The organism is Tractidigestivibacter sp., assembly GCF_057241865.1.
Genome location: NZ_DBHHPX010000018.1, coordinates 24132 through 51018, shown reverse-complemented (window position 1 = coordinate 51018; position 26887 = coordinate 24132). Strand labels below are relative to the sequence as shown.

Here is a 26887-nt window from a genome sequence, read left to right as displayed (position 1 = left end):
GGTGTCTCTCCTGGCGTTCGCTGCCCCGGTGTCGTACCCGGGCGCGGCCGCCCACAGGGGGGGGGGGGTGGGCCCGAGGTGGGGCGGCCGGATGGGGGGGCCGGCCCACCCCTCCCTGGTGGCCCTGCCAGCGGCTCACGCTGGCCTGAACGTCGGTCGTCAGCCTACTTCTGGTAGGCCACGACCTTCTCGCCCGCCTGCGCCGCGCCCTCGTGCACAAGCTCCACGGAGGCGAGGTCATCGGTGTTGGTGAGCGCCATGATGACCACGGTGTCGTGGCCTGCGGCGGCGATCTTGGCCTTGTCGAAGCTCAGCAGGGGCTCGCCGGCCGCGACGTGGGCGCCCTTGGTGCTAAAGACCTTGAAGCCGTCGCCGTGCATCTCTACGGTGTCAACGCCCACGTGGATGAGCACCTCGGCTCCGCTGTCATCCACGATGCCGAGCGCGTGGAAGTTTGGCGACCCGATGGCGCTCAGCGTGCCCGAGACGGGCGCGTAGACGACCGAGCCCGTGGGCTCGATGCCACAGCCCTTGCCCATGGCACCGCTGCTGAACACGACGTCGCTTACCTGCGCGAGCGGCACGACCGTGCCATCCACCGGGCAGAGGACCTCCCCCGGCTGCGCGCTCACGGCAAGCGCCTCGGGCTTCGCCGGCTTCCTGAACCTGTCGAACAGACCCATGTGCCCCTCCTTCTTCCTGTGACTGGGGATAGCGTTTCTCCTTGGTGGAACGACCTGTCCCCCAGTCTAGACGATGAGCGCCGGGGGAGCGCAGGGAACGGGTGGCCGGATGGGGCCATCTGTCCCCCTGAGAGCGGTCGGAAGCGTCGGCTCGCAGGCGCGCCCAGCGGCCTCCCTACGCGGGAAAGAACGTCGCCAGGACCTTCTCCATCGTGATGCCGCCAAACAGGCCCCCCCGATTGCATGCCGCTCCAGGACCTCGCGAACGGTATCCCTCCGGTAGGGGCAGCCGACGAGTTCGTCCGTCAGCGTCCCAAGGGGCACCAGGGAGAGGAAGTCGTCGAAGAACCGGATGTCGCCAATCCGCTCCCGTGTGATGGAGGCCTGCACCTCCAGCTCGCCGCCGTTCTGCCAGCTCCTGTTGCGCAGGCCATAGACTGGGGAGCGTCCAAAGACCTATTCCCAGGTGTCGTACTTCTCGGCCTTCAGGCGACGGACCAGGTCCAGCTCCCCATCGTCCAGCTCGTCGGGCACGAGGCCGCCCCCCGCCAGGGCATGTCTCACATAAGCACAGAGTTCGGGGAGGGCTATGTCGCAGCCCTTCCGCGCCAGGCACGCATGGATGTTGCCGATCCTGCCTCGGACGGACTAGGCGCGCTTTGCGCGGAACTTCTGGGGGTCCACCCCCAAGACGCCGGCGATGAGGGACGAATCCGAGTCGAAAAGAAGCGTCCCATGATGGAGGGCCCTTCCCCTAGCCAACCGCTGCGCCGTTCCCGACACCTTTCTCCCATCGACGATGATGTCGTTGCACCCGGAGGCGCATGTGTCGAGGTCCAGCCCGCACAGGGCATCGACGCTGGGCAGGGCGAAGCGCTCCAGCATCAGGTGGCTCGCGTCCCCCGCATCGGCTATGAACGGGTAGTTGAGGTTTCCGAGGTCATGGTAGACTGGCGCCGCTACCCGTCGTGTGACGGGCGATCCCGGTGTCGTGCTCGCGGACGAAGCGTTGGCCGATCTCTGCCTCCGCGCCCTGGTTCTGTTCCAGGACGATGGTGTTGTCGTTCTGCCAGGGCATCAGGTAGGTGGCATCGCGGCGGCTCAGGAGGACGTGCTCCTCAAACGCCAGGTTGAAGTTTGGGTCCACGGATCCCGTTTCGAGGTATCCGACGATGCCGGTCATGGCAGCTCCCCTCTCCTGGTCGTTGCATCCCCCTTCGGGTCCGCAGGCGGGGTCCGTCGAGGGGTGGTCGAGCGCTTCGCGAGACGCCCGTGCGTGGGTGGCACCTGTTCCCCGCAGACCCGCGCACGTTGTGGGGCGGGACCCTGGCGTGGCTAGTCGGCCTTCTGCAGGCGCGCCACGCTCAGGCGCTCCACGAGTTCGAGGTTCATTGAGATGCGTACCGTGTTGCCATCGGTCTTGCCCTTGATGATGTTCGAGAGGCGCTGTACCGCCGTCGCCCCCATGCATTCCTTTGGAACCCCCATCGTCGTGAGGGGAGGGTTGAAGAAGCTGCTTGTGTAGATGTTATCAAACCCCATGACCGATACGTCTTCGGGCACGCGGATGCCATGGTCCTGGAGGGCGCGGATGCAGCCCGATGCAATGAGGTCGTTATCGGCGAAGAACGCCGTGGGCAGCTTGGGGCTGGTGTCAAGGTAGGCAAGCATATCCATGCAGGCGGCATCCATCGTCGGGCCCACGCGCACGATGGTGTTCTGGGCGGGATCCGAGGAGCGCCCTATGTCTCCCATGGCGGAGAGGAATCCCTGCTGGCGCTCGAGAAAATTGCGGATGTCCACCTTCGAGTGGAGGTAGCCGATGTCGGTGTGCCCCATACCGTGAAGGTACCGCACGGCCTCCCAGGCACCACGGCTGTTGTCGATGACGACGGAGTCGAGGTTCTTGGTGGGAAACCAGCTGTCCAAAAGGACGATGGGCACGCCAAGGCGCTCGAACTGCGATACCTCGCGTGCGCGCATCTCGGTCGCAAGCAGCAGTATGCCTGCGCACTTGATGGATTGCAGCGCCTTGAGCTGCTCCGAGGCATGCTCATGCTCATAGAAGTATGAGATGGAGAGGCGGTGGTAGCCGTTGCGGTATGTGGCATCCGAGGCGCCCTTGATGAGGGCCTCGAAGAAGGGCGTCTCCCGCACCACCTTTCCGTGCTGCTTATAGATGATGAACAGGAGGGTGCTCGTCTTGCGATGAGCTCCCCCCGACGCGCGCTCGAGCCCCATCTCCTTCGCAATCCGGAGGACGCGCTCGCGTGTCTGTGCCCCGACGCCTGGCTTGTTTCTCAGTACGAGCGAGACGGTCGCAGGGGAGACGCCTGCCTCGCGTGCCACATCCCGTGATGTCACCCTTGCTGTGCCGGACATGCGCTTCCCTTCGTCGAGATACGGCGGCCAACTCCCGGCGGCACCTATAGTTTAGTACTAAATATTTAGTAAATATTTTTCACTTATTTACTAATCGTTCAAAGAGCATACCATGAATGCAAGCATACGATATCGTGCCGATTCAGTCGGAAGGGTCAGGGAGAGGCATGGACACCATTCGCATCGGATATGCGCCTACCCGCAGGAGCATCTTCTCCGCTCCGGACGCCAGACGGTATCGCACGATCATCGCGGACAGGCTGACCGAGCTAAACGTTGAGTTCGTGGACATCGACGACATCAATGATGAGGGACTCCTCTTCGACGAGGATGACCGCATCAGGGTGCTGGAGAAGTTCCGCGCCGCGGGGGTTGACGGCCTGTTCCTCCCGCACTGCAACTTCGGCACCGAGTTCATCTGCGCGCGCCTTGCCAAGGACCTCGGAAAGCCCGTCCTCCTGTGGGGCCCGCTTGACGAGCGGCCTGAGCCCAACGGCGTGCGCCTGCGTGACACCCAGTGCGGCCTCTTCGCCACGGGCAAGGTGCTTCGCCGCTTCCAGGTGCCCTTCACCTACCTGACCAACTGCCGGGTGGATGACCCCGTCTTCGAGCGAGGCCTGCGCGACTTCCTTGCCGTCTGCAACGTGGTGAGGGCCTTCCGGGCCGCCCGCATCCTGCAGATAGGTCCCAGGCCCTACGAGTTCTACTCCACCATGTGCAACGAGGGCGAGCTGCTGGAACGGTTCAATATCGAGTGCGTGCCTGTGCCCCTCGGCGAGCTCGCGCGTGGCGTGCGGCAGGCCACAGGCGAGGTCACGGGTGACGGCAGCTCTGACGTCGAGGCCCAGCTCGCGTGGATGGGGGAGCACTTCGACCGCGACTGCAGCAGCGAGCAGGCTCAGACCGTGGCCGCCATGGCCGTCGCCATCCGTCGTCTCCTCAAGAGCTACCACTGCACGGCCGGCTGCATCCAGTGCTGGAACGAGCTCCAGCATGAGCTGGGCATCATGCCCTGTGCGGCAAACTCCATCCTCAACGAGGAGGGCACGCCCATCACCTGCGAGACCGATGTGCACGGTGCCATCACCAGCCTGATGGTCGAGGCTGCTGACATGGGCCGCAAGCGCTCCTTCTTCGCTGACTGGACCATCCGTCACCCCGACGAGCCCAATGGCGAACTCCTGCAGCACTGTGGGCCGTGGCCCTGCAGCGTCGCTAGGGAGAGGCCCACGATCACCGTTCCCCTGGCGTTCGATTACAACGGCGCCCTCACGGCCGAGGCCAGGCACGGCAACCTCACGCTGGCGCGCTTCGATGGCGACAACGGCGTATACTCCCTGCTGCTAGGCAACGCCGAGGGCATCGACGGCCCCAAGGGCATGGGCACCTACCTGTGGGTGAGGGTGGACAACATCAAGCGCCTTGAGGCCAAGATCGTCGAAGGGCCCTACATCCATCACTGCGTGGGCATCCACGATGACGTCGTGCCGGTGCTGTACGAGGCCTGCAAGTACCTGGGCATCACACCCGACCTGTACGACCCGATCGAGGAAGACGTCAAGGCATACCTGAGGGGTGAGTAGGGTGGCGGACATTGCCGAGCTGGAACGCCTGCGCTGGGAGCTGCGCCAGGACTGTGTGGACATCATCATGGCGGGTGGCGGCGGCCACATCGGCGGTGACATGTCCATCATGGATGCGCTGCTGGTGCTCTACGCCAATCACCTCAACATCACGCCCGAGACGATGGACGATCCCAATCGCGATCGCTTCATCCTCTCCAAGGGCCATGCAATGGAGGCCTACTATGCGGTCCTCTGCAACCGTGGCTTCCTTGACCTCGAGGACGTCAAGGCCCGCTTCTCCACGTTCGGCTCGCCCTATATCGGTCACCCCAACAACAAGCTGCCAGGCATCGAGATGAACTCTGGATCGCTGGGCCATGGGCTGCCGGTTGCCGTGGGTATGGCGCTTGCCGCTCGGATGGACGGCCGCTCCTATCGCACGTATGTGTTCCTTGGTGACGGCGAGCTGGCCGAGGGTTCCGTGTGGGAGGGGGCCATGAGCGGCGGCAGCTATGCCCTCGACAACCTGTGTGCCCTGGTCGATCGCAACCGTCTGCAGATCTCTGGCTCCACTGAGGACGTCATGCGGCAGGACCCCCAACAGGAACGTTGGGCCGCCTTCGGGTGGAATGTGATCTCCATTCCCGGCAACGACCTCACCGCCCTCGACGCCGCTTTCACCCTGGCTCAGAAGGCCAAGGGCAAGCCGACCGTCATCATCGCGAACACCACCAAGGGCTACGGGAGTCCCGTGATGGAGGACAAGGCCGACTGGCACCACAAGCTGCCCAGCGCCGAGGAGTATGCCCACATATCCGCTGATTTCAAGGCCCGAAGGGAGGCTGAGCGTCATGCCTAACACCGTGCCCAACCGCAAGGTAATTTGTGACGTGCTCATGAGGCACGCAGCCACCGACAAGGACGTTGTGGTGCTCTGTTCCGATTCCCGCGGGTCGGCCTCGCTCACGCCCTTCTTCGAGCGGTATCCGGAGCAGTCTGTCGAGGTGGGCATTGCCGAGCAGGACCTCGTGGGCATCGCCGCGGGCCTCGCTGCGTGCGGCAAGAAGCCCTATGCCGCCAGCCCCGCCTCCTTCGTGAGCACCCGCTCCTACGAGCAGGCCAAGGTTGACTGTGCCTACTCCGACACCAACGTCAAGCTCATTGGCATCTCGGGGGGCGTGAGCTATGGTGCCCTGGGCATGAGCCACCACTCCACCCAGGACATCGCCGCCATGAGCGCCATCCCCAACATGCGCGTGTACCTCCCGAGCGACCGCTTCCAGACGGCACGGCTCTTCGACGCCCTGCTCGAGGACGAGCACCCAGCCTACATCCGCGTGGGCCGCAATCCCGTCGAGGACGTCTATGCCGAGGACTCCTGCCCCTTCCAGATGGATCGGGCCACGGTGGTTCGCGAGGGCACCGATGTGCTGCTTGTGGCCTGCGGTGAGATGGTCCGACCTGCGGTTGTGGCGGCCGATCTCTTGGCTGCGGATGGCGTGAGCGCCACCGTGCTCGACATGTACTGCGTCAAGCCCCTCGACCGCGAGGCCATCATCACGTATGCGCGGGATGCCAAGGTGGTCGTGAGCGTGGAGGAGCATGCGCCCTTCGGTGGCCTGGGCTCGATGGTAGCTCAGGTGGTGGGCGAGGAGTGCCCGAGGCCCTGCGTCACGATGGCACTTCCCGACGCACCGGTCATCACGGGTACCTCATGGGAGGTCTTCGCGCAGTACAACCTGGATGCGCATGGAATCGCCACGCGCGCGCGGGAGCTCCTCGTCAAGGGGGGCTAGTGCCTGGCATCCAGGCTCTTGGTGGGGTGTGAGGCAGGGATGGCCTGCCTGTACAACGAGTTCAGGGGAGGAGCAATCATGAAAGACATTTCGAGGCGCGACTTCTGTAGGGTCTCCGGTGTCATGGGCGCAGGCCTCGGCCTTGCCGCACTGCTTACCGCGTGTGGGGGTGGCTCATCGGACACCTCCCAGCCTGCAAGCTCCGGCTCCGGTGGCGAGCGGGAGGTACTGAAGGGAGGCGGCTCCAACATCATCTATGTCATCACGCCCTCCGTCTCCAACCCCGCCTTCAAGGCCGAGGCCGACGGTGCCACCGACGAGGCGCAGAAGCTGGGCTATGAGGTCAAGGCAAACTCCCACGATGACGACCTCAACAAGCAGTCCGAGCTCTTCGATTCCGCCATCGCCGACAAGGCGGCCGCCATCATCTGTGACAACGCCGGTGCCGATGCGACGGTCGCAGCCGTCCAGAAGGCGGCGGAGGCGGGCATCCCCACCTTCCTGATCGACCGTGAGATCTCCTCGACGGGCGATGCCATCGCCCAGATCATCGCCGACAACAACCAGGGCGCCTCGGACGTGGCCCAGGCCTTCGTGGACGCCATGGGCGAGAGGGGCAACTACGTCGAGCTCAAGGGCAAGGATTCCGACACCAACGCCCATGTGCGCTCCGACGCGTTCCATGCCGTCATCGACCAGTATCCGGACATGAGGATGCTCGATGCCCAGACGGCCAACTGGGAGAAGGATGAGGCCTACAACAAGATGGAGGCCCTCATCCAGACCTATGGCAGCGACATCAACGGCGTCATATCCGGCAACGACACCATGGTCCAGGGCGTCTGCGCGGCCCTCGACTCCGCGGGCATGAGCATCCCCGTCGTCGGTGTCGATGGGTCCGATGAGGTGCGTGACCTCATCAAGCAGGGCAAGGCCACGGCCACCGCGCTCCAGCAGTTCGACGTCATCGCCCGTACCGCCGTCCAGGAGGCCGACGCATACCTCAAGGAGGGTACGATGGGCAAGGATGAGAAGCAACTCATCCCCTGCATCGTCATCACCAAGGACAATGCCGACAAGCTCGACGGCTTCGTCTACACGGAGTAGCGCGACGTCTGCGGCGTCCCTCAGGCAGGTAAGCGGTGGGGACGGGCTCCGTCCGCGGTCCCATCGCCACGGAACCGCGCACGGTGGCTCGTCCCGGCGATGCGGCGTGTCGGCAGGAGAAGGAGAGAAAGATGAGAAGGAGCATGCTCCCGGTCATGGTGAGCGCATTTCTGGTGGGCTCGCTTGCCCTCTTTGGGTGTACGGTAGTGCCCATTGGCCAGGAGGGCACGTACACGGGTGAGTCCACCTTTGATGCCGCGAGCGACATCGACACCCTGTGGAGCGAGAACGTGCAGTCCGAGATTGGTGGCAACGCACAGGACCTCAACGGGCTGCTGAGCGCGAGCAGCTTGGTCGCCGATGACACGGCGAGCCAGTTCGCAGGCAAGAGCCTCTCCACCTCCTCGAGCGCAGCCGGCAATGCCGTGGTCTATGCGGTCAAGGGGACCGGCACCGTCACCGATGTCATCGCGAAGGCAGCCGATTCGGGGGCATCCTCCAAGGGCTACATCACCATCATGCTCGAAGGCTACGATGGGCCCACCGAGGTCGACATCAACGTCGGCCCCGTCATATCGGACACGTCGTTGCGTGACTACCTCAGCAGCATCAACCTCAACGATTACAGGGACACGACCGAGTGGTCACAGGTCTCCAAGGGCCTCAACGACAAGGCTCAGTCCGAGGTCATCGACCCTGCCGACATAGCCACCATCAAGGGCAGGAGGGTCACCTTCGTGGGCGCCTTCACGGCCAACTCGGCGACAATGAGCAAGATCACCATCACTCCTATCGAGATGGTAGTCGAGTAGGGGTCCACGGACGCTTGGGAAGGAAGTGCGTACGTATGTCAGGCTATAGCTGTCCGGATGATGTGTTCCTGCATGCCGATCGGATTTCAAAGGTGTACCCCGGTACCAAGGCGCTCGACAACGTCTCGTTCGACCTGCTCAAAGGTAAGGTCAATGTCCTGATTGGCGAAAATGGCGCCGGCAAGTCCACGCTGATGAAGATGATTGCCGGCATCGAGCAGCCGTCATCGGGCGCCCTGTACATTGGCGATGCCGAGGTGAGCTTCAAGGACACGACCGAGGCCCGCCGCCACGGCATCGGCATCATCCATCAGGAGCTCAGTCTCTTTCCCAATCTCAACGTGTACCAGAACATCTTCATGAACAGGGAGCATAAGCGGGGTCTCAGCCTTGATGACGCCTACCACATGAATGCGTCCAAGAAGGTCCTTGACCTCCTGGAGCATCCCATGGACCCCACCACTAGGGTCGGCAGCCTCCGCGTCGGCCAGCAGCAGATGATAGAGATTGCCCGCGAGCTGGTCGATGACGATCTCCAGGTGCTCATCATGGACGAGCCCACCTCGTCACTGTCGCAGCAAGAGGTGCAGGTCCTCTTCAAGATCATGCGCGGCCTCACGGCTGGCGGCCTCTCCATCGTCTACATCTCCCATCGTCTCGAGGAGGTCATGGAGATCGGCGATCACGTCACCATCCTGCGCGACGGCAGGTATGTGGACGACGCTGACGTCAAGGACATCAGCATCAGCTGGATCGTCCAGAAGATGACCGGTGGCGAGAAGCAGTACCCCAAGCGTGACCGCGTCGTCGATTGGGACGCGCAACCCAAGGTCCTCGAGGTCAGCGACCTCTGCCTGCCCAAGCCTGGCGGGGGGTACCTCGTCGACCACGTGAGCTTCGACCTCAGGAAGGGCGAGGTGCTGGGCATTTACGGCCTTTTGGGCGCCGGACGCACCGAGGTGTTCGAGTGCATCATGGGGCTGCGTCCCGAGCACACGGGAACGATCAGGCTCAACGGTAGGCCCATCACCATCGGTAGCGTCTCGCAGATGATCGACGCGGGCATCTCGCTCATCCCGGAGGATCGCCAGGGGGGCGGCCTGGTCCAGACCTTGGACATCGAGAAGAACGTGTCCCTTGCGGCACTCAAGCGCTACCGGAAGGGGCCGCTCATCGACTCCGTCACGGAGGGCAGGAGGGTCGACGAGGAGATCCGGGACATCCACATCAAGGTCGCCGACAAGCACCTGCCGATCCTGTCGCTCTCGGGCGGCAATCAGCAAAAGGTCGTCATCGCCAAGGGGCTGCTCACCGAGCCACAGATCCTGCTCATGGACGAGCCGTCCCGCGGCATCGACATCGGGGCCAAGACCGAGGTCTACGAGATAATTGACAAGTATGCCAGGCAGGGGCTCTCGATCATCGTCATCTCCTCTGAGCTCGAGGAGATCATAGCCATTTCCGACCGCATTCTCGTCCTCTCGAACGGCAGGCTCACGGGCGAGTTCGCGGGGGGCCACATTGACAAGGATGCGCTGGCGCTCGCTTCCTACAAGGGACACCATGCTGTGAAGGCAGAGAAGGAGAACTAGACATGGCAGCTGAAACTAAGAAGGCCTCGGGGGGTACCAACAACCTGCTGATGGTGCTGCTGAACGGCCGAACCCTCATCGTGCTGGTCGTTCTCATGATCTTCTTCAGCCTTGCCACTCCCAACTTCTTCACGGCAGGGTCGCTCCTCTCCGTGGCCAAGCACGTGGCACTCTATGGCATCCTCGCCATTGGCATGACGTTCGTCATCATCACGGGGGGCATTGACCTCTCGGTGGGAGCGGTGGTCGGCCTCGCCGGCATGGTCTCGGCGGGCTTCGTACAGGAGGGTCTGACCCTCACCTTTGCGGGTGTGACAATCTACTTCAGCGTGCCCGTTGTGGTGCTGCTCACCCTGCTCATGGGTGTCGTGCTGGGGATGCTGAACGGTCTCGTCATCACGAAGCTGGGCGTCGCCCCCTTCATCGCCACGCTGGGCACCATGTACGTCTGGCGGGGCTTCGCCAACATCCGCTCCAATGGGGCGACGTTCTCCAGCATCTCGGGACATGTCGGGCTCGGCAACACGGGATACGGCTTCTTTGCCTCGAGCGTCCTGGGCATCCCCATGGGCGTCATCATCTTTGCGATCTTTGCCGTCATTGCGGGCATCGTGCTCAAGAAGACGGCCTTTGGCTGGCACGTGCTGGCAATCGGTGGCAACCAGAACGCGGCGCGCCTTTCGGGCATCAAGGTCGACCGCAACCTCATCATCGTCTATGCCATCTCGGGCTTCTGCGCCGCCATGGTCGGCATCATCACCACCTCGCAGCTCATGGGCGCCAACCCCTCTACCGGCACCTCTTGGGAGATGAACGCCATCGCGGCGTCCGTCCTGGGTGGTACCTCCATGGCGGGTGGCGTAGGAACCATCCTTGGCACCGTCGAGGGTGCCTTCGTCATCGGCGTCATCAACGATGGTATGGCCATGTGTGGCGTCACGGAGTTCTGGCAGCAGGTCATACGTGGCATCGTGATCATCATTGCCGTCGTCATCGACCAGGTCCAGCGCAACCTTCAGGCGCGCATGGCCCTGCAGGCGCGCAACGAGGGCAAGGGCGACGCGGGTGACGATGGGGCCGTCGGACCCACATCGGCATAGCCACCAGACATCATGCCGCCATGTCCTAGGGGGCATGCGAGCTCCGGGCGGCGTCATGGCCCGCATGTGGCCTCGTGGCACGCCCCGCGTCAAAGGCGTCAAAGGAGGAAGAGCATGAAGAAGAGGGGCATTCTCAACGTCCAGCTTGCCGGTCTGCTGGCCGGCTTGGGGCACAAGGACACCTACATGATTGCCGACGCTGGCATGCCCATCCCGAGGGGGGTCGAGGTCGCAGACCTTGCCGTCATCGGCGGTGTGCCTACGTTTCAGCAGGTCATGGATGCCGTGATGGACGAGTGTGCGGTTGAGCGCTATGTCCTCGCCGAGGAGATCAGGGAGGCAAACCCCCATCTCCATGAGTACATACTCCGCAAGCTCGATGGGGTCGAGCACGACTACGTTGCGCACCGTGACCTCAAGGCAGCAGAGGTCACCTGTAAGTTTGTGATTCGTACCGGCGAGTTCTCCCCCTATCCCAACATCCTTCTGACGGCTGCCTGTGCGTTCTAGGACAGCGTGTCGATAGTGCATGACGCACGATTGGAGAGCCCATGAGGATTCTCGATTTTGGATCCCTCAACATAGACTACGTCTATGGCGTCGACCACATCGTCGCGCCGGGAGAGACGCTCGCCTCGACGCAGCGCAGCGTCTTCCCTGGCGGCAAGGGACTCAACCAGGCCGTGGCACTTGCCCGCGCGGGTGCGCGGGTATGGCAGGCGGGGATGGTGGGTCCCGAGGGGGGTCTGCTGCTGGACGTCTGCAGGGACGCAGGCGTCGACACGCACCTCGTCGGTCACAGCGACGTAGTCACGGGGCATACGGTCATACAGGTGGATGCGAAGGGGCAGAACTGCATCCTGCTCTATGGGGGCGCCAATCGGCAGGTGGACGAGGGTTACGTGGATCAGGTGCTCGCCCAGTTCTCGGCGGGGGACTACCTTGTCCTCCAGAACGAGATTTCATGCCTCGCCTACCTTGTTGATCGCGCGTGTGCCTTGGGCATGAAGGTCATCCTGAACCCCTCGCCGTACGATGACGCGCTACGTGCCATCGACCTGGGCAAGGTGTCACTGTTCGTCCTCAACGAGATTGAGGGGGCACAGATCTCGGGCGGCTCAACGGATCCGGCCGATGTGCTTTGGCGGCTGGGGGAGCAGTACCCCCAAGCCGAGGTGGTGCTCACCCTCGGTTCCAGGGGGTCGGTGTACCAGTGTGGCGGGCATCGCTATGAGCAGGGCATCTTCGAGGTTGAGGTCGTCGACACCACTGCTGCGGGGGATACGTTCACGGGCTACTTCGTGTGGGCGCGAAGCGTTGGCAAGCCGGTGCCGGAGGCCCTGGCGCTGGCCGCCAAGGCGTCTGCGATGGCGGTGTCGCGGCAGGGGGCGGCGCCGTCCATCCCCACGATGGCACAGGTCCGGGCAAGCTCGCTGGGCTAGTGCTTGTGCCTGCGGAGCGGTCTCGACGGGCGGGGGTTGTTGAGGCGTTCCGCCTTGGCGTTGGCGAGCCGTTGTCGGGCGATGCGAAACTTCTCTGCGGCCTCGGGATGCTCGGCGGCCGCCCTGAAGCAGATGACCAGGTAGACAAGGGCGAGTGCGAAGTTGAGGACGGAGAGGTACAGGGCGCCTCCCTCAAGGGAGAAGACGGCCGTGCTACCCGGGACCGTCATGAGCACGATGTCGAGGAAGGTGAAGAGAAGGGGGACGAACGCCCAGCCATGGGACACGCGGGGGAGTCGGCTCGCGTCGACGCCCGCACGGATGTCCTCGATGGCGGTTGCCAGAAACGCCACCAGGCGCACGAGGGACATGAGGGCGTCCGATTGACGGTAGCCAAAGAGGTTCCAGGCTCCATTGCCTGCAGCGAGGTACGCGAACGACCATGCGATCGACAGGGCCGAGGCGACGATCAGCACGTTTTGGAAGCGGGAGCGCGCCGTGTGGAAGAGCACAATGAACCTGCGGAACGACGAGCGGATGCTGGCTGACGAGCGCAGGCCGTTGTCAGTGGCCATGGGTGAGGAGGGAGGCTCAACGCCATCGCCCGTTGCCATGACCCGCTCCCGCTCGAGCGCTCTCGTGGCGCGCAGTCTCCGTCGATGCTTGCGTCTGCTCTGTCGTGACATGAAGGCTCCCTTGGGCGTGGGTCGTGACGCCCTGTGTGTCGGGCGCCGGAGCGGTTGGTTCGATTCTAGACAATTGTGGCACCATCGGGATGACGAACGCGCTCGGACAGGCATGCGCCATGCTGTGTGACAGGGAAGGGACAAGGGAGGGGAAGCCCCATGGCCTCGTACGTTCTTGGCATCGACCAGAGCACGCAGGGAACCAAGTCGCTGCTCTTTGACGAGAAGGGGTCGCTCGTGGCCCGCGCCGACCGGCCTCATCGACAGATCGTGAGCGACCGGGGATGGATCGAGCACGATGCGGAGGAGATCTACGCCAACGTGCTCGCTACCGTGGCCGACGTCGTGGCACGGGCCTCCATCGACAAGGGCGACATCCGTGGCGTGGGCATCTCCAACCAGCGCGAGACGTCGCTCGTGTGGGATGTCGGTGGCGCGCCACTTGCACGCGCCATCGTCTGGCAGGATGCGCGCGCCGAGAACGTGTGCGAACGGTTGCGTCGTCAGGGCATGGCCGAGCTCGTGCGCGTGCAGACAGGCATAGAGCTCTCGCCCTACTTTCCGGCCGCCAAACTCGCGTGGCTCATGAAGAACGTGCCCGCCGCCTCCCATGCGTTGGCCAGGGGGGAGCTACGCCTGGGCACCGTGGACACCTACCTCCTGTATCGCCTGACGGGAGGTGCCGCCTACAGGACGGATTACTCCAATGCCTCGCGCACCGAGCTCTTTGACATCTCCCGTCTGACATGGAGCGAGGAGCTGTGCGATGCCTTCGGTGTGCCTGTCTCCGTGCTGCCTGAGGTCTGTGACTCCGACGCCGCCTTCGGCATGACCGACTTCGAGGGCTACCTCGATGCGCCCATTCCCATCCATGGCATCCTGGGCGACTCGCACGCCGCCCTGTTCGCCCAGGGGTGCATGAGGGCGGGCATGGTCAAGGCCACCTATGGCACGGGCTCGTCCGTCATGATGAACGTGGGCGAGGACCTTGTACGCTCAGGGAGTGGGCTCGTGTCGTCCCTGGCCTGGAAGTTGAACGGTACGGTCAACTATGTGCTCGAGGGCAACGTCAACTACGCTGGTGCCGTCATCACCTGGCTCAAGGACGACTTGGGACTCGTTCGGTCTGCCGATGAGACGGAGGCGCTGGCCCGAGCGGCCACCGAAGGCGACCGTTCCTACCTGGTGCCGGCTTTCACGGGCCTGGGTGCCCCCTACTGGGACAGCGATGCCACGGGCGCGCTCGTGGGCATGACGCGCACTACGCGCAGGGCGGAGGTGGTTCGCGCCGCCCTCGACTGCATTGCCTACCAGATCACGGACGTCCTCAAGGCCATGGAGGCGGACGCCGGCCTGCGAATAGACGATCTGCGCGTGGATGGGGGCCCCACCCACAACGGGTACCTCATGCAATTCCAGAGCGACATTGCGCGCTGTCTCGTTGCCGTGTCACCTACCGAGGAGCTCTCTGGCATGGGGGCTGCCTACGCTGCGGGTTGTGGTATGGGGGTCTATGACGCGGCCACGCTCTTTCGGGGCGTCGAGCGCAGACGCTACGTGCCTCTGCGGGACGAGGAATGGGCACAGGGGCGATATGCGGGCTGGCGGCATGCGGTGTCGAAGGCGCTTTCGGACTCTTGAATTCCCATTGCTAGCGCAACGGCAAAAGGCAAGGCGGTGGTCCATGGGGACCTACAACGGCGCTTGCGGATGCGTTCGTCGGGAGGGGCTGGCATGGGTCGCCACAGCCACCTTGGCATCGCCGGACGGGAGGGCATCATGGCCCGCTGGGGGTATCCCTATAGCTTTGTCAAGCCGCAGCAGGCGGCTTTCCTACATCGCCTGACGGCGGCTCCACATAGGGGATTCCCTGTGCCTGTCGAACCCGCTGTACCGGCGGCCTCTGCCGTCGTCGATGTCGTCGCCCTCTGACTAGTAGCGCGCCACGGTGTGCCGGTTGGTCCCGTAGCGGCGCCCGATGCCGGTGAGGTTGGGCTCTATCCCGAGCTGCCGGTAGGCGTTGGGCTCTCCCACGATGCTCCTCCCTTCCAGTTCCTCGCTCCTTCCGCGTGTCGGCTGCACGTCCAGGAGCTGACTTTCGTTGACGAAACCGGCGGGAGTACGTTGGCGCGGATGGCGCCGCTGATTGGTCGGATTGGCCAAATATATGTGGCCACAATCCCCCCTTGCACAGTGCTGGTACCATGTGGCGTCCGTGGCGGCACGAGCCATGTGATCGGGGGCGGGGTTAGCCGCCAGCGAGAGCGCGCTGGCGGACGACGGGGCTCTCGCGACGTGGCGGTCCTCGGCCCCGCCTCCCGCCGGCGCGGCGAGGACCACCACCCATGGCCGGGGGATGGCATGCTCCCCCCGCGTCCGCGACCGTTGCTCGCGCCTGCCCGGCGGCTCGTCATGGGCGCGCGCAGGGAAGGCGTACGAGAGGCTGCGTCCCGGGGTCTGCGGGGACGCGGAGTTCTCCAACGGCTACGAGCGGGACGCGTGCCCGCTGTGCCGCAGCCCGGACCTGGCGCGCCGGGGGCACGACCGCAGCGGCGCCAGGCGGTGGTGACGCGGGGCGTGCGGGGCGACGCTCGCCCCGGCGACGGGCACGGTCCCCGAGGACCACAGGCTCCCAGTTGCGGCGTGGTCGGAGTTCCTGCTCGAGCCCTTCCCCCACGAGAGCCTGGCGGGCGTGACCCGGCAGAACCGCAGGTCGCCGACCACGCTGCCCCACTAGCTCGCGAGGCTGCTCATGGCCCTGGGCGGAGCCCAGGACGCCTCGGTCCTCTCCGGCAGGGTCCAGGCGGACGAGATGATGCACCCCGTGCCGGCGGTCGACAGGGAGAGCCCCCCACAACGCCGTGGCGGGGGGCGCCACCTCGTCAGCGAGGCCTACGACCTGAGACTCGTTAAAGGCCTGCCGGACAGGGAGGGCCCGTTCGCAAGGGTCAACCGGCTCTGCTTCCTCCTGAGGCTGTCTCTGAACTGCCGCATGGGCTTCGACCGCGCGAGCCTCCCCGGCTGGCTCGGCCTCTTCTCTGTGATGATGAACCCACCCGACAGCAAGATGGAGAAGGCCGAGATGGTCCTGGATTGGGCAATGGCCTTCCCGAACACGCTGAGGCATCGGGACTTCTATAGGGGGAGGCCCAGCTCAGAGGGCCGAGCCCTCCCTAAGCCACCAACACTGTGCAAGAGGGGATTGTGTTGGCATTAGCATCCACGGAATCCGGATGGCGCCGTTCGACTGGCTATTTGCTAGCGTATCCCGCGAGCTTGGAGGCGAGATCGACGAGGTCAAAATCGTTGGCTTTCTGGATTCTGGAGAGCAACCTCGTATATCGCTCGTCCTTCAGATTCGCGAAGGCTCCGACCATGGCGCCGGTGATGGCGGCGACGGTGTCCGTGTCATAGCCGATGTTTACGGCGTCTATAGTGGCCTGGAGCGCATCGTCCATGTTCAGGAGGGCAAGCCCATAGGCGCAGGGGACGGCCTCGGAGATCAGTAGGCCGCTGCCGACGACCTCCGATATCCTCCGGAGCTTCTCCTCCTTAGAGCCAGGGCCGCGGACGATCTCGTTGGCAAGGTGCATGCGCTCGACGACGCTGGCACCCGCCACGTCATGCGAGACGCGCTTGCCGATGGTCTCACCGCGCATTGCTCCGTAGACTGCCGCGCCAAGCGCGTCGCGCATTGTAGCGCCCTCCGCGAGGCCGGCGCTCACTGCGGCGGCCGTGGCGCAGGCGCCCGAAATCGCCAGTGAGTTGTCGTGCGTCACGCGGCAGATGGTGATGGCGTCACGGATAGCACCCTCGACATCGTCGGGGTTCATGATGCCGGCGGGAGAAATCTTCATAGCGGCGCCGTTGGTTGCCTTGCAGGCATAGTCTACGTGTACAGTCCCATACGGTGACTTGACCTCGTGCTTTGGGTCTTTGAGGCTGGCGATGGCACCGCGGGTGGTGGGTCCTGCGAAGCGGTCGTACCACCTGGGGATGTCGGACCACTTGAGGATGGCGCCAACGACGACGCCGCGCGTTATCTTGCCACCTGCCTCGACAATCGCCTGCGAGATGAGGTAGGTCTGCGAGAAGTCGTCGGTGACCTCGCCAGCCTCGTTGCCGAGTGCGAAGGCCGTCTCGCCGGGCTTGCGGAACTCCTGCAGCCCGCCTGGGAACGTCTCGCGGATTTGGTCGAAGGTGAGGTTCTCGGTCACGGAGCCCATCGCGTCGCCTATGGCGCAAGTCCCGAGAACGCCGAGAATCTTGTCGGCCAGTTCCTTGCTCATAATGCTTCCTTTCCTACTGATTTGACGGTGCTTGCTGATAGAGCCGATGGATAACAAGTACTACTTGGTGCGGCCGAACTCCGCCTCCGGATCCTTGATGCCAAACATGAACGTGAGAATCATGCCGACGAAGAAGGAAATCGCGAGGCCGACCACGTAGGCCCAGAGGGTCGGACCCGCGAAGGCGGGGATGGTGGTCAGGCCGCCAAACGCAAAGGAGTAGCCGACGGTCTGGAAGATGCCCATGAACGCCCCGCCGCAGGCGGCGCCGATGCATCCGGCCACGAGTGGGCTGTGGTACTTCACGCCAAGACCGTATATGCAGGGCTCGACGATGCCCGACAGGAAGACGGAGAACATGGCCGACAGTGAGAAGGACTTGAGTTCGCTGTTGCGGGACTTCAGGAAAATGGCGAATGCGGCGCCCGCCATGCCAAGGTTCGCGTTGGCCCCATAGGCGATAAGCTGGGACTTGCCCTCCGCGGCAATCTGCGGGATGATGACGATGGTGTTGGGCGCCCAATGCACGCCGAACATGATCAGTATGTTCCAGATGCCGCCGACCACGGCACCGGTGACAACGGAGTTGATGCCCGTGAGCCAGTTGACGAAGTTGGCGAGCAGGATGCTGATGTACTGGGAGATGGGGCCGATGATGCCGGCTGTCAGAAGAGCCATCACGAAGATGGTGATCATGGGCGTCACGGAGAGGTCGAGGGAGTGGGGCAGGTGCTTCCTGCACCAGTGGTCGAACTTCGAGAGGACCCAGGTGGCGAAGATTGGGGCGAGAACGGAGCTGCTGTAGCTGAACATGGTGATTGGCAGGCCGAACACGCTGATTGTGTTGCCGCCGTTGCCCTTCACGAGTGCAGAGAAGTCGGGCAGCAGCAGTGTGCCGACGATGACGAGTGCCATGATCGGGCTCGTGTCGAAGCGCTTTGCGGTGGTGAAGGCCACGGCGAGGGGAAGGAAGTAGAAGATCGCATTCGTCATCATGTAGAGCATCTCGTACGTCATGCTCTTGGAGGAGAGCCAACCGAGGTTGACAGCGAGGATTGCCAGGCCTCGGATCATGCCGCTTCCCGCGAGGGCTGGCAGCAGCGGTTGGAAGATGCTGACAACGAGTGCAACGAAGGCATCGAGGCCCCTGCTTTTGGGCTTGTCACCTTCGGCGGCCTCGATTGCGGAGCCATTCCCACCCTCTATTGCGGAAGAGCCGGTGGGGAAGAGCTTCACGACCTCGGTGTAGAGGTCGCCGACGCCCAGCCCAACCACCACCTGAAACTGGTTGCCCGACCACTGGCATCCGACGACGCCGGGAAGCTTCTCTGTGCCTTCCGTGTCGACGAGCCCTTTGTCCTTCACCGTGAAGCGAAGGCGGGTTGCGCAGTTCGTCACGAAGCTGACGTTATCGGTTCCGCCGACATGATCTAGAAGGCTGGTTGCCAGCTCTGCGCTACTCATCTTTGCTGACATGGTTATCCACCTTTGATTTGGTTTCTAATGATGGTCAATTACACAATCCTGCTCAGATGGACGAGCAGGTAGAGTTCCTCTGTCTCCGAGATTTCGAACCCCCAGGTCTCCTTGATATGGATGGCGATCTTCGTGACGCACTCGACGCCCCTCGGGAACTTCTCCCGAACGCCCTCGAATGCCTCGAGCTCACTCGATTTGAGACTCGTACCTGCGTGAATCCTCTGGAAGAGGTAGCCGAGGTGCGTGGTGAAGCGGGCGTAGCCGAAGGTGCTCCTGTCGATGGTAGTGTCGAAGACGTCCTCCACGATCTCGGTGATGTCCTCCAGCATCTCCCGCTCGCTATTGGCGAACTCGGTAGTCGAGTCCTCCTTCGGGGCAAGCCGCGAGTTGATGAAGTTCATTGCTATTCCGGCGATCTCGTCATCGTCGAGGATCACACCGAACTTCTTTTTTATCGCCCTGACGGCGTGTCTCCCAATGCGGCATTCGCTCGGGAAACTCTGCTCGATGTCGACAGCAAGGGGCATCGAGACGTGAATCCCTTTCTTGGTACGCTCTATCACGAAGGAGATATGGTCTGCCAGGGTGAACGGAAGATTCGGGCTCAGCTCGTACTTCAGCTCTTCAGCTGCCTGGTCGCTCAGTGAGACCGCAAAGGAGAGAATCTCAGGGGGGCAGTTCGCAATACCGTCAAGATAGCGTGCGTCGACCTCGTAGAAGGAACGCTCGATTGAGGACAGGGGTATGTCATCCGGAAGGACTCCGAACCCGATGCCCTTTCCAGTCGCGACAACCTCGCGGCCCTTGCTGTCGAGGCAGAGGACGACGTTGTTGTTGATTCTACGAAGGGTCTGCACCGTTCCCACCTCCATTCGCCTGCCGCTCGAGACTTTGGGTGGGGAATTCCGGCCGAAAAAAACTCCACCAAGAACTCTGAACAGCAACTACGACTATCCGTACTGCTGGTCATGCTTCGGAGGAGTAACATTCCAGTTCATACCATCGTTCGAGGTGCTATTGCGGTACCTCGAGCCGTTATTAACATACGGTTACGGTTGTGTGATACAGGTATCAAAGATGCGAGAGTGCCTAATTTTCCGGTGAGCGGTATTGAGTAGTCGAATACCATTAAATGTTTGTACCGTGCATCCGACTCTTAAAGTGGCACGTCACTGTTTGCTCACCTGTCATGTGCTTGTTGCCATAGCAATCGCGAATTACAAGCCTTGCCACTACATTGGCGTCACAGTCAGTAGGCCGGGAATGACCCGCTGAACCAGTTCCGATGGCGTGGAGGTGTGCCATAGACGCGCCTACCACACGGCTGCGAAAAGGCGCATCGTCCTTACTGTGTTTGAGACGGGGCGGCCCGGGGCGAGGTTGCGGAGGTACGGCGATGCCTGCTGTTTTACTGAGAACTGGTGCCTAGGGAAAGCAGACTCCCAAATTCAGCAGAGATCTTTCCACATCGGGCAACTTTTTCAAGGGGGCAAGGTCGTAGCCTAAAGATTGGCGCCAACAGATTCGAATGAACTACTCAATAGTTGGAAGCATCATATATCTCACCCCTTCTGGGCATGAATTCGTCCTGTGGCAGCCTTGTCGAGGAGCTCCTTCTGCACGGTCCTCCTGTTGACCCTGAGGAGCCCGCCGACGCGGATGTACGGGAGGGCGTTGATCAGCTGGGAGTTCCTCGTCCTCCCGACGCCGAACACCTCCTGGATGTCCCTCGGCCCGAGCCACTCGGGCCCGTCGCAGAGCGGTGACGTGTCCGAGAGCGACCTCTCGACGGGTCCTGCCGGCTTCCTGCTCATCTCGCGTCCCCCACCAGAAAGGGAGCACAAGCCCCGGGCGACTACACGACACGCAGCATCGCCCCATCCCCGTCTTCGTACCCGACGTCCCCGGGTCCCTCGCCGTCATCTGCTCGGCAATCGTCCTGGCGGCGGACCTCCTCGCGTGCGGGTCGGCGCTCGCGTAGATGTTGAGCGTCATCGCTGCGTTCGCGTGTCCCATGAGAGGGCTCACCGTCTTGATGCCGGCCCCCGCTGCGACGAGGTAGGTCGCGTGCGTGTGGCGGCGCATCGCCCCCCTGGCTGCCGACGCTGACCCAGACGACCGACAATCGTAGCCTCCGGACGTGCGCCACACCCATAAGCTGGCGCCATGTTGTTGCACTCAGAATGCTAATCTACCCCTTTAAAAAACCACTGTGCCACTCGCATTACGGACACCACCGCTTGCAGATTGGACGCCAAAGGGGGCTGGCTCCTCTGAAATACTCGCTCCTAAGGTGATTCCACGCGGAGGGCGTGGACGTCCTCAATGGGAGAGGGGCAGAAAATGAAGGTGACCAACAAGAACCTTTCACGTCGCATGTTCCTTGGAATGTCCGGTAGTGCTGCAGTGCTCGCCGGTCTTGCTCTTGCTGGCTGTGGCGGCTCACAGAGTACGACCGACAGCGGCTCCACCACCGCGACCTCCACCTCTGGCAGCGAGGGCGGCGGCACCATCTCTTACGGCTCGGCATACTCAACTCAGAACTACGATCCCTCCTCAACGTCCTCTGCGCTCGCCCTCTCGGCAAACTGGAATGTCGTCGAGGGGCTTTACGAGCTCGACTACCATGACTACTCCACCTACAACGGCCTTGCCGCGGGTGATCCCGTCAAGGTGGACGACACCACGTTCGAGGTCTCCCTTCGCGATGGGGCCAAGTTCTCGGATGGCAGCGACGTGACGCCGGAAGACGTCATCGAGTCCTTTAACCGGGCCACCGCCGAGGGCAACATCTACGTTTCCATGCTTGCTCCCATTTCTTCCGTCGAGAAGAAGGACGAGAGGACGGTTACCGTGAAGACGGCGGTCCCCAACTTCTCGCTGCTCAAGAACCGCCTTGCCATCGTCCGCGTCATCCCGGCCTCTATGTCCAAGGAAGACCTCACCCTGAAGCCGGTTGGCTCTGGCCCTTGGAAGTACGACGAGATTTCCGATTCGTCGCTCACCCTTTCGCCCAATGAGAGCTACAACGGGGACCACCCTGCAAAGGACAACCAGATTCGCATCGATATCCTGAAGGACGCCACGGCACGCGTGACCGCACAGCAGGAGGGCACGACGCTCATCTCCGAGTCCGTCCCCGCGGACTCCATCGACATGCTGAAGAGCGCTGGTTGCAACATTGATACCGTCCAGGGCTTTGGCACCCGCTTCATGATGTTCGACGTCGCCAAGGCCCCCTGGGACAACGTCAAGGTCCGTCAGGCCGTCATGTATGCCCTGAACTACGACCAGATGATCAACAATGCGCTTGCTGGCAAGGCCGCCGCGCCGACGAGCTATCTGCCCGAGACCTTCACGAACTACCACAAGGCAAGCACGGTCTACACCTATGACCAGGAGAAGGCAAAGTCCCTCATCAAGGAGGCCGGCATCACCCCGGGCGACATTGAGCTGCGCACCACCGACAACGACCAGGTCGTCGCGATGGCCACCCAGGTCAAGAACGACCTTGACGCCCTCGGCTTCAACGTCTCCATCAAGACCGACACCTCCGCTGCCACCTATGCTGCCATCGACCAGGGCGACAACACCTACGACCTGCTCCTTGCCCCTGGTGACCCGTCCTGCTTCGGTGCCGACCCCGACCTCCTGCTCAACTGGTGGTACGGCGACAACGTCTGGATGAAGACCCGCTGCCCCTGGAACGGGTCCGATGAGTACAAGCGGCTCCACGCGAAGATGGACGAGGCCCTCTCCGCATCGGGCGACGCCCAGCAGAGCGCATGGAACGACTGCTTTGACATCCTTGCCGAGAACGTCCCCCTGTATCCCGTGCTCCAGGTCCAGACATCAACTGCATCCTGGACAGATGCGGCAAACGCCGAGGGCGTCAAGGTCAAGGGCTTCTCGGGTATTGGCACCACCGGCGTATCCCTGACTGACGTCACTACGGTCAAGTAGCGCCACCTTCTTCGATGGCGTTACCGGTGAGCCCGTTCATGCGTGACTGGGTGATGGGGCCCGTACGTTGCTCCGCTACGTCCGGGCCCCCGGCATGCCACGTTCCTGTCGTCGATGAAAAGAGAGGAGAATGGCGGCGTGAATAACCTTCTGCGCCTTATCGGACGTCGTCTGATAGCCCTGCCAATCATGGCACTGGGCGTCACGATTCTCGTCTTCTTCCTCATGTCGTTTTCGAAGGTAGACCCTGCCTATAACGCCTTGGGCGAGAGTGCGACCCCCGAGGCTGTGGCCCAGTATCACGAGGAGCACGGCCTTGATGACCCCCTACCGGTCCGCTACGTGAGGTACATGGAAGGGCTCCTCCACGGCGACCTCGGGACCTACGGGGCCGCAAGCTACTCGGTAGGAGAGCGCGTGGCAAAGGCCCTGCCCGTCACGATGCAGCTGACCTTCATGGGCCTGCTCATAGGCGCGATACTCTCGTTTGCCCTGGGCGTCCTGGCGGCGCTATACCGTGACAGATGGCCCGACCAGGTTATTCGCGTCATCTCCATTGCGGGAATCGCGACTCCGTCCTTCTGGCTCGCTGTCCTCATGATTCTGGTCTTCTCGTCCTATTTGCATGTCCTGCCCGCCTCGGGTCCCCTGCCCAGTCCTGCCCAGAACTTTGGCGGGTACATGGCTCGCATGATCTTGCCTTCCGTCGCGCTTGCTTTCCCGCTTACGGGACAGATGACGCGCATCGTGCGCACTGCGATGGTCGAGGAACTCGATAAGGACTACGTCAGGACCGCCAAGGGAGCAGGGCTCCCCAACGCCGTTATCGTCGGGAAAAACGTCTTGCGCAACGCCCTCATCACACCGGTTACGACGCTGGGGCTGAAGATCGGCTACCTCATGGGAGGTGCCGTGGTCATCGAGACGATCTTCAACCTTCCTGGAATGGGCATGGCGATCCTCGAGGGGATCCAGGGAAACGAGACCATGCTCGTCCAAGGGGTAGTCATTGTTGTCGCACTGTCATTCATCGTGATCAACATCGTGGTCGACATGCTCTACCTCCTTATCAACCCCAGGATTAGGACGGTGTAGAGATGCTGACCCAAAGAAGAGGGCAGTCGCGTCAGCTTGAGGCTGCGGCATCCCGCGGGCTTCACCTAGGCGGGTGGAGAAAGATGAGCGCTGCGTCCAAGGCGGCCGTTGTCATCCTGGCCTTGGTCGCGCTATCCGCAATCCTTGCGTCTGTGATTGCACCCTACGATCCCGTTGAGATCTTCATGGCACGCCAGGCTCCGGGCAATGGGTTCTTGTTTGGCACCGATGACAAGGGGCGTGATATCCTCTCGCGCATGCTCTATGGCGGGCGCTACTCGCTGGTCATTGGCTTTGGCGCTACCGGCATGGCCCTCGTTTGCGGCTCCATCATCGGCGCGATAGCTGCGGTGTCGAGCAAGGAGGTCTCTGAGGTCATCATGCGCATCCTGGACATCATCATGTCCTTCCCAGGCATCGCGCTCGCGGCCGTGTTCGTGTCGATCCTCGGCAACTCCGTACCCGCCATCATCTTCTCGATCGGCTTCATGTACACGCCGCAGATTGCGCGCATCGTGCGCGCGAACGTTGTCTCCGAATACGGCGAAGACTATGTGCGGGCCGTCATTGTCTCTGGTGCCCGTGCCCCGTGGGTTCTCTGGCGGCATGTCCTCAGAAACTGCATCGCCCCAATCATGGTCTTTACGGTTACGCTTGTGGCCGACGCGATCATCTTCGAGGCCTCGCTGACGTTTCTGGGTGCCGGCATCACCGAGCCCACTCCAACTTGGGGAAACATCCTCGCCGACGCTCGTGCGGGCGTTCTGTCGGGCCGTTGGTGGCAAGCCCTTTATCCTGGCCTCGCCATCATGATTACCTGCCTTGCCCTGAACGTCCTCTCTGAGGGTCTGACTGATGCCATGGCGGCCGCACCGGGTGCCCCTGTTGAGTCCGAGAGTTCCGAATCCCGTCGACAAGACGACCTTCTCGCCACAGACCCTGTCCGCGCCTACAAAGAGCAGGCGGCACCTCTTGCCCGCAGGCTCGCGGAGCTGCGCAAGGTGGAACTTGTGCGTGGGGATCGACATGCCCCGGACTATTCGGCCCCTCCGCTGCTTGAGGTCAAGAATCTCTCCATCAGCTTCGAGTCTCATGGTGATGTGGCCGTGGTCGATAACGTCTCGTTCAGCGTACGTCCCGGTCAGTGCATGGCGCTTGTCGGCGAGTCTGGCTGCGGAAAGTCCATCACTACCAAGGTGATCATGAACCTCGTCGACCCCAAAGAGACGGTTGCAGGAGAGGTGGTCTACAAGGGGCAAGACCTGCTGAAGATGACCCCTGAGCAGCATCGCAAGCTCTTGGGGACCGAACTGGCCATGGTGTATCAAGATGCCCTCTCATCCCTCAACCCGTCCATGCTCATCTCCGCTCAGATGAGGCAGCTCACAGATCGCGGCGGCACACGCAGTGCCGAAGAGCTTCTCGAGCTCGTTGGCCTGGATTCCAGGCGCACGCTCGAATCCTATCCCCATGAGCTCTCCGGTGGACAGCGCCAGCGCGTGCTTATCGCCATGGCCCTCACCCGAGACCCGTCGCTCGTAATCTGCGACGAGCCCACCACGGCGCTCGACGTGACCGTCCAGAAGCAGGTCATAAAACTCCTGAATGACCTGCAGTCAAAGCTTGGCTTTGCCATGATCTTCGTGAGTCATGACCTGGCGCTCGTCGCCGAGGTGGCGAGTGAAATCACGGTCATGTACGCCGGCCAGGTTGTCGAGCAGGCTCCAACCAAGGAGCTGCTCACCAACCCAATCCACGAGTACACGAGGGGGCTGCTCGGCTCGGTGCTCTCGATCGAGGAGGGTGTGCGCGTGGGAAGCCGACTCCACCAGGTTCCCGGCACGGTCCCCTCACCGGAGGACTTCCCCAAGGGCGATCGCTTTGCTCCGCGCTCCAGCCACCCCGCGCTTGGCGCGGATGTGCACCCGCAGCTCAAGGGCCTGCCAGGTAACAGGCACCACCTTTTCTCAGAGCTTCCTGATGACTATCTCAGGGAAAATGGCATCACCCCATACCTGGGCACCATCAAGGAGGTGGGATAGATGGCTACCTGCGAGACACCAGCCACCGAGCCCATCATCTTTCTCGATGACATCTCGGTGACCTTCAAGACCCGAACCGGCTCCCTCCTCCATCCCAACATGGTCCAGGCCGTGAAGGACGTCACCATCAAGCTCATGCCGGGAGAAACGATCGGCATCGTAGGCGAGTCGGGCTGCGGCAAGTCAACGACAGCCAACGTTATGTGCGGCCTTCAGTCGCCAACGTCGGGAAGGGTCTTTTTCCAGGGAAAGGATGTGACCAAGCGGACGGCTGACATGCGCAAGCAGATCGGCCGCGTGGTCTCGGTTGTGTTCCAGGACCCTGCCACGGCCCTCAACCCGCGCATGGTTGTGCGCGATCAGCTTCTCGACCCGCTGCTTGTCCACAACGTTGGCAACATCGCCGAGCGAGAGGCGCGCATCAGGGAGCTGGTCGAGTTGGTGGGGCTCCCCAAGAGCACCCTGCGCGCGCTTCCGGGACAGCTTTCCGGTGGCCAGCGCCAGCGTGTCGCCATTGCTCGCGCGATGTCACTCAACCCGGCGGCAATCATCGCCGACGAACCTACGTCTGCCTTGGATGTCTCGGTCCGTGCCCAAATCCTCAACCTCCTCACGGACCTCAAGAACGAGATGGGCCTCTCGATGATCTTCATCAGCCATGACATCCAGACGGTCCGCTACATCTCCGATCGGATCATCGTCATGAACCATGGGAAGATCATGGAAGAAGGCCCGGCTCAGCAGGTCTTCAATGGGCCCCGCGATGACTACACCAAAACCCTGCTTGCCGCGGTCCCGTCGCTTCTTCACCCCGACCTTGGCAGATAGGGGAGACGCTTTCCGAGGCCCTCTGC

The 26887-nt window shown here is 62.7% G+C and carries 24 protein-coding genes and 2 pseudogenes; 15 read left to right on the top strand and 11 right to left on the bottom strand.

Features of this window, described 5'->3' with window-relative positions; genetic code table 11:
* Nucleotides 1-164: 164 nt before the first annotated feature.
* From ACO59D_RS07455 to ACO59D_RS07435, 5 genes and pseudogenes are all read right to left on the bottom strand, one after another.
* Nucleotides 165-683 (bottom strand): PTS sugar transporter subunit IIA, encoded by a 519-nt coding sequence (locus tag ACO59D_RS07455; protein ID WP_485126450.1) that lies wholly within the window; start codon nucleotides 681-683, stop codon nucleotides 165-167.
* Nucleotides 684-749: 66 nt separating this feature from the next.
* Nucleotides 750-1115, bottom strand: a pseudogene (locus ACO59D_RS07450) (lipoate protein ligase C-terminal domain-containing protein); the annotation flags it as partial.
* A 216-nt stretch (nucleotides 1116-1331) separates the two neighbouring features.
* Entirely contained in the window at nucleotides 1332-1598 is a 267-nt protein-coding gene (locus tag ACO59D_RS07445; RefSeq protein WP_485126454.1) for a lipoate--protein ligase family protein, read from the bottom strand.
* A 25-nt stretch (nucleotides 1599-1623) separates the two neighbouring features.
* The gene (locus tag ACO59D_RS07440; protein ID WP_165443661.1) at nucleotides 1624-1866 is read right to left on the bottom strand and encodes a lipoate--protein ligase family protein; all 243 of its coding nucleotides are present in this window, start codon (nucleotides 1864-1866) and stop codon (nucleotides 1624-1626) included.
* A 152-nt stretch (nucleotides 1867-2018) separates the two neighbouring features.
* Nucleotides 2019-3065 (bottom strand): substrate-binding domain-containing protein, encoded by a 1047-nt coding sequence (locus tag ACO59D_RS07435; protein WP_485126449.1) that lies wholly within the window; start codon nucleotides 3063-3065, stop codon nucleotides 2019-2021.
* Nucleotides 3066-3232: 167 nt separating this feature from the next.
* Here ACO59D_RS07435 and ACO59D_RS07430 point away from each other — a divergent pair, with 167 nt between their 5' ends.
* From ACO59D_RS07430 to ACO59D_RS07390, 9 genes are all read left to right on the top strand, one after another.
* Nucleotides 3233-4648 (top strand): L-fucose/L-arabinose isomerase family protein, encoded by a 1416-nt coding sequence (locus ACO59D_RS07430; RefSeq protein ID WP_485126448.1) that lies wholly within the window; start codon nucleotides 3233-3235, stop codon nucleotides 4646-4648.
* The gene (locus ACO59D_RS07425; RefSeq protein WP_485126447.1) at nucleotides 4641-5489 is read left to right on the top strand and encodes a transketolase; all 849 of its coding nucleotides are present in this window, start codon (nucleotides 4641-4643) and stop codon (nucleotides 5487-5489) included. Before ACO59D_RS07430 ends, ACO59D_RS07425 begins: the two co-directional genes overlap by 8 nt.
* A complete protein-coding gene (locus ACO59D_RS07420; RefSeq protein WP_485126446.1) occupies nucleotides 5482-6426 on the top strand; it encodes a transketolase family protein in 945 nt (314 codons plus the stop codon). Before ACO59D_RS07425 ends, ACO59D_RS07420 begins: the two co-directional genes overlap by 8 nt.
* A 78-nt stretch (nucleotides 6427-6504) precedes the next feature.
* Nucleotides 6505-7533, top strand: a complete 1029-nt coding sequence (locus ACO59D_RS07415; RefSeq protein ID WP_130812425.1) for a D-ribose ABC transporter substrate-binding protein — start codon at nucleotides 6505-6507, stop codon at nucleotides 7531-7533.
* Nucleotides 7534-7664: 131 nt separating this feature from the next.
* Nucleotides 7665-8345 carry a DUF2291 domain-containing protein gene (locus ACO59D_RS07410; RefSeq protein ID WP_485126445.1) on the top strand — a complete coding sequence of 227 codons (681 nt, stop codon included), beginning with the start codon at nucleotides 7665-7667 and terminating at the stop codon, nucleotides 8343-8345.
* Nucleotides 8346-8380: 35 nt separating this feature from the next.
* Entirely contained in the window at nucleotides 8381-9937 is a 1557-nt protein-coding gene (locus ACO59D_RS07405; RefSeq protein WP_485126444.1) for a sugar ABC transporter ATP-binding protein, read from the top strand.
* 2 nt (nucleotides 9938-9939) lie between these two features.
* Nucleotides 9940-11037 carry an ABC transporter permease gene (locus ACO59D_RS07400; protein WP_485126443.1) on the top strand — a complete coding sequence of 366 codons (1098 nt, stop codon included), beginning with the start codon at nucleotides 9940-9942 and terminating at the stop codon, nucleotides 11035-11037.
* A gap of 114 nt (nucleotides 11038-11151) precedes the next feature.
* Complete coding sequence (gene rbsD / locus ACO59D_RS07395) at nucleotides 11152-11547, top strand: D-ribose pyranase (RefSeq protein ID WP_130812421.1); 396 nt, start codon at nucleotides 11152-11154, stop codon at nucleotides 11545-11547.
* A gap of 41 nt (nucleotides 11548-11588) precedes the next feature.
* On the top strand, nucleotides 11589-12479 hold the full coding sequence (locus tag ACO59D_RS07390) for a ribokinase (RefSeq protein ID WP_485126442.1): 891 nt from the start codon (nucleotides 11589-11591) through the stop codon (nucleotides 12477-12479).
* Here the strand turns inward: ACO59D_RS07390 and ACO59D_RS07385 are convergent.
* Nucleotides 12476-13093, bottom strand: a complete 618-nt coding sequence (locus tag ACO59D_RS07385) for a hypothetical protein (RefSeq protein WP_485126441.1) — start codon at nucleotides 13091-13093, stop codon at nucleotides 12476-12478. The two genes, ACO59D_RS07390 and ACO59D_RS07385, sit on opposite strands and share 4 nt — an antisense overlap.
* 231 nt (nucleotides 13094-13324) lie before the next feature.
* Here ACO59D_RS07385 and ACO59D_RS07380 point away from each other — a divergent pair, with 231 nt between their 5' ends.
* Entirely contained in the window at nucleotides 13325-14806 is a 1482-nt protein-coding gene (locus ACO59D_RS07380) for an FGGY-family carbohydrate kinase (RefSeq protein ID WP_485126440.1), read from the top strand.
* 1111 nt (nucleotides 14807-15917) lie between these two features.
* On the top strand, nucleotides 15918-16382 hold the full coding sequence (locus ACO59D_RS07375) for a hypothetical protein (RefSeq protein WP_485126439.1): 465 nt from the start codon (nucleotides 15918-15920) through the stop codon (nucleotides 16380-16382).
* A gap of 34 nt (nucleotides 16383-16416) precedes the next feature.
* Here the strand turns inward: ACO59D_RS07375 and ACO59D_RS07370 are convergent, their stop codons facing one another.
* From ACO59D_RS07370 to ACO59D_RS07350, 5 genes and pseudogenes are all read right to left on the bottom strand, one after another.
* Entirely contained in the window at nucleotides 16417-17454 is a 1038-nt protein-coding gene (locus ACO59D_RS07370) for an ADP-ribosylglycohydrolase family protein (protein WP_485126438.1), read from the bottom strand.
* A gap of 60 nt (nucleotides 17455-17514) precedes the next feature.
* The gene (locus ACO59D_RS07365) at nucleotides 17515-18930 is read right to left on the bottom strand and encodes a PTS transporter subunit EIIC (protein ID WP_485126437.1); all 1416 of its coding nucleotides are present in this window, start codon (nucleotides 18928-18930) and stop codon (nucleotides 17515-17517) included.
* A 38-nt stretch (nucleotides 18931-18968) separates the two neighbouring features.
* On the bottom strand, nucleotides 18969-19805 hold the full coding sequence (locus ACO59D_RS07360) for a PRD domain-containing protein (RefSeq protein ID WP_485126436.1): 837 nt from the start codon (nucleotides 19803-19805) through the stop codon (nucleotides 18969-18971).
* A gap of 690 nt (nucleotides 19806-20495) precedes the next feature.
* Entirely contained in the window at nucleotides 20496-20747 is a 252-nt protein-coding gene (locus ACO59D_RS07355; RefSeq protein ID WP_485126455.1) for a hypothetical protein, read from the bottom strand.
* 163 nt (nucleotides 20748-20910) lie between these two features.
* A pseudogene (locus ACO59D_RS07350) lies at nucleotides 20911-21084 on the bottom strand (tyrosine-type recombinase/integrase); the annotation flags it as partial.
* 192 nt (nucleotides 21085-21276) lie between these two features.
* Between ACO59D_RS07350 and ACO59D_RS07345 the strand changes: the two are divergent.
* From ACO59D_RS07345 to ACO59D_RS07330, 4 genes are all read left to right on the top strand, one after another.
* Nucleotides 21277-22896 carry an ABC transporter substrate-binding protein gene (locus ACO59D_RS07345; protein ID WP_485126435.1) on the top strand — a complete coding sequence of 540 codons (1620 nt, stop codon included), beginning with the start codon at nucleotides 21277-21279 and terminating at the stop codon, nucleotides 22894-22896.
* A gap of 138 nt (nucleotides 22897-23034) precedes the next feature.
* The gene (locus ACO59D_RS07340) at nucleotides 23035-23991 is read left to right on the top strand and encodes an ABC transporter permease (protein WP_485126434.1); all 957 of its coding nucleotides are present in this window, start codon (nucleotides 23035-23037) and stop codon (nucleotides 23989-23991) included.
* A gap of 2 nt (nucleotides 23992-23993) precedes the next feature.
* Entirely contained in the window at nucleotides 23994-26033 is a 2040-nt protein-coding gene (locus ACO59D_RS07335; protein ID WP_485126433.1) for a dipeptide/oligopeptide/nickel ABC transporter permease/ATP-binding protein, read from the top strand.
* Nucleotides 26034-26861: an ABC transporter ATP-binding protein gene (locus ACO59D_RS07330; protein WP_485126432.1), complete on the top strand. Its 828-nt coding sequence runs from the start codon at nucleotides 26034-26036 to the stop codon at nucleotides 26859-26861. It begins immediately after the preceding gene.
* Nucleotides 26862-26887: the final 26 nt, after the last annotated feature.

What these genes read in the sequence shown, in the direction of transcription:
- ACO59D_RS07410 (WP_485126445.1), top strand. Translation starts at nt 7,665, where the DNA reads ATGAGAAGGAGCATGCTCCCGGTCATGGTGAGCGCATTTCTGGTGGGC.
- ACO59D_RS07400 (WP_485126443.1), top strand. Translation starts at nt 9,940, where the DNA reads ATGGCAGCTGAAACTAAGAAGGCCTCGGGGGGTACCAACAACCTGCTG.
- ACO59D_RS07375 (WP_485126439.1), top strand. Translation starts at nt 15,918, where the DNA reads ATGGCCCTGGGCGGAGCCCAGGACGCCTCGGTCCTCTCCGGCAGGGTC.
- ACO59D_RS07330 (WP_485126432.1), top strand. Translation starts at nt 26,034, where the DNA reads ATGGCTACCTGCGAGACACCAGCCACCGAGCCCATCATCTTTCTCGAT.
- ACO59D_RS07370 (WP_485126438.1), bottom strand. Translation starts at nt 17,454, where the DNA reads ATGAGCAAGGAACTGGCCGACAAGATTCTCGGCGTTCTCGGGACTTGC.
- ACO59D_RS07355 (WP_485126455.1), bottom strand. Translation starts at nt 20,747, where the DNA reads ATGAGCAGGAAGCCGGCAGGACCCGTCGAGAGGTCGCTCTCGGACACG.
- ACO59D_RS07420 (WP_485126446.1), top strand. Translation starts at nt 5,482, where the DNA reads ATGCCTAACACCGTGCCCAACCGCAAGGTAATTTGTGACGTGCTCATG.
- ACO59D_RS07405 (WP_485126444.1), top strand. Translation starts at nt 8,381, where the DNA reads ATGTCAGGCTATAGCTGTCCGGATGATGTGTTCCTGCATGCCGATCGG.
- ACO59D_RS07455 (WP_485126450.1), bottom strand. Translation starts at nt 683, where the DNA reads ATGGGTCTGTTCGACAGGTTCAGGAAGCCGGCGAAGCCCGAGGCGCTT.
- ACO59D_RS07385 (WP_485126441.1), bottom strand. Translation starts at nt 13,093, where the DNA reads ATGGCAACGGGCGATGGCGTTGAGCCTCCCTCCTCACCCATGGCCACT.
- rbsD (WP_130812421.1), top strand. Translation starts at nt 11,152, where the DNA reads ATGAAGAAGAGGGGCATTCTCAACGTCCAGCTTGCCGGTCTGCTGGCC.
- ACO59D_RS07435 (WP_485126449.1), bottom strand. Translation starts at nt 3,065, where the DNA reads ATGTCCGGCACAGCAAGGGTGACATCACGGGATGTGGCACGCGAGGCA.
- ACO59D_RS07430 (WP_485126448.1), top strand. Translation starts at nt 3,233, where the DNA reads ATGGACACCATTCGCATCGGATATGCGCCTACCCGCAGGAGCATCTTC.
- ACO59D_RS07415 (WP_130812425.1), top strand. Translation starts at nt 6,505, where the DNA reads ATGAAAGACATTTCGAGGCGCGACTTCTGTAGGGTCTCCGGTGTCATG.
- ACO59D_RS07365 (WP_485126437.1), bottom strand. Translation starts at nt 18,930, where the DNA reads ATGTCAGCAAAGATGAGTAGCGCAGAGCTGGCAACCAGCCTTCTAGAT.
- ACO59D_RS07390 (WP_485126442.1), top strand. Translation starts at nt 11,589, where the DNA reads ATGAGGATTCTCGATTTTGGATCCCTCAACATAGACTACGTCTATGGC.
- ACO59D_RS07335 (WP_485126433.1), top strand. Translation starts at nt 23,994, where the DNA reads ATGCTGACCCAAAGAAGAGGGCAGTCGCGTCAGCTTGAGGCTGCGGCA.
- ACO59D_RS07345 (WP_485126435.1), top strand. Translation starts at nt 21,277, where the DNA reads ATGAAGGTGACCAACAAGAACCTTTCACGTCGCATGTTCCTTGGAATG.
- ACO59D_RS07360 (WP_485126436.1), bottom strand. Translation starts at nt 19,805, where the DNA reads ATGGAGGTGGGAACGGTGCAGACCCTTCGTAGAATCAACAACAACGTC.
- ACO59D_RS07440 (WP_165443661.1), bottom strand. Translation starts at nt 1,866, where the DNA reads ATGACCGGCATCGTCGGATACCTCGAAACGGGATCCGTGGACCCAAAC.
- ACO59D_RS07380 (WP_485126440.1), top strand. Translation starts at nt 13,325, where the DNA reads ATGGCCTCGTACGTTCTTGGCATCGACCAGAGCACGCAGGGAACCAAG.